Source organism: Marinococcus salis (assembly GCF_054971365.1).
In genome coordinates this window covers 1-1,677 of sequence record NZ_JBQOJB010000043.1, presented here as the reverse complement: position 1 = coordinate 1,677, position 1,677 = coordinate 1, and the positions used below count along the sequence as shown (strand labels likewise).

The following is a 1,677-nucleotide window of genomic DNA, read 5'->3' as shown; positions in this document are numbered from 1 at the left end:
TTTTTTAGGGCATCACTGATGCCACAGCATCAAACTTTTTACGGAGAGTTTGATCCTGGCTCAGGACGAACGCTGGCGGCGTGCCTAATACATGCAAGTCGAGCGCGGGAAGCCGGCGGACTCCTTCGGGAGGAAACCGGTGGAACGAGCGGCGGACGGGTGAGTAACACGTGGGCAACCTGCCGGACTGATGGGAATAACCCCGGGAAACCGGGGCTAATGCCCAATACGCCCTGACCTCGCCTGAGGTCAGCGGCAAAGCAGGGATCTTCGGATCCTTGCGCAGTCCGATGGGCCCGCGGCGCATTAGCTAGTTGGAGAGGTAAGGGCTCCCCAAGGCGACGATGCGTAGCCGACCTGAGAGGGTGATCGGCCACACTGGGACTGAGACACGGCCCAGACTCCTACGGGAGGCAGCAGTAGGGAATCATCCGCAATGGGCGAAAGCCTGACGGTGCAACGCCGCGTGAGTGATGAAGGTTTTCGGATCGTAAAGCTCTGTTGACAGGGAAGAACCCACGCCAGTCGAACAGGCTGGCGTGCTGACGGTACCTGTCCAGAAAGCCCCGGCTAACTACGTGCCAGCAGCCGCGGTAATACGTAGGGGGCAAGCGTTGTCCGGAATTATTGGGCGTAAAGGGCACGCAGGCGGTTTCGTCAGTCCGATGTGACAGGCCACGGCTCAACCGTGGAAGGCCATTGGAAACTGCGAAACTTGAGGACAGAAGAGGAGAGTGGAATTCCACGTGTAGCGGTGAAATGCGTAGATATGTGGAGGAACACCAGTGGCGAAGGCGACTCTCTGGTCTGTACCTGACGCTGAGGTGCGAAAGCATGGGGAGCAAACAGGATTAGATACCCTGGTAGTCCATGCCGTAAACGCTGAGTGCTAGGTGTTAGGGGTTTCGATACCCGTAGTGCCGAAGCTAACGCATTAAGCACTCCGCCTGGGGAGTACGACCGCAAGGTTGAAACTCAAAGGAATTGACGGGGGCCCGCACAAGCGGTGGAGCATGTGGTTTAATTCGACGCAACGCGAAGAACCTTACCAGATCTTGACATCTTCCGCTACGCCTCGAGAGAGGCGGTTCCCCTTCGGGGGACGGAATGACAGGTGGTGCATGGTTGTCGTCAGCTCGTGTCGTGAGATGTTGGGTTAAGTCCCGCAACGAGCGCAACCCCTAATCTTAGTTGCCAGCATTCAGTTGGGCACTCTAAGGTGACTGCCGGTGACAAACCGGAGGAAGGTGGGGATGACGTCAAATCATCATGCCCCTTATGATCTGGGCTACACACGTGCTACAATGGATGGTACAACGGGAAGCGAACCCGCGAGGGGGAGCCAATCCAGAAAAGCCATTCTCAGTTCGGATTGCAGGCTGCAACTCGCCTGCATGAAGCCGGAATCGCTAGTAATCGCGGATCAGCATGCCGCGGTGAATACGTTCCCGGGCCTTGTACACACCGCCCGTCACACCACGAGAGTTTGCAACACCCGAAGTCGGTGAGGGAACCCTCCCGGGACCCAGCCGCCGAAGGTGGGGCAGATGATTGGGGTGAAGTCGTAACAAGGTATCCCTACCGGAAGGTGGGGATGGATCACCTCCTTTCTATGGAGCATGACCCCGGTCCCGCAGGGACCGGGCAGGGGCCTGGCTTGGCTTTCCTTTTGAGAGA

General features: G+C 57.8%; 1 rRNA gene. It reads left to right on the top strand.

Annotated elements, in window-relative coordinates:
* Positions 1 to 37: 37 nt before the first annotated feature.
* A 16S ribosomal RNA gene (locus ACTTK6_RS15740) occupies positions 38 to 1,610 on the top strand.
* Positions 1,611 to 1,677: the final 67 nt, after the last annotated feature.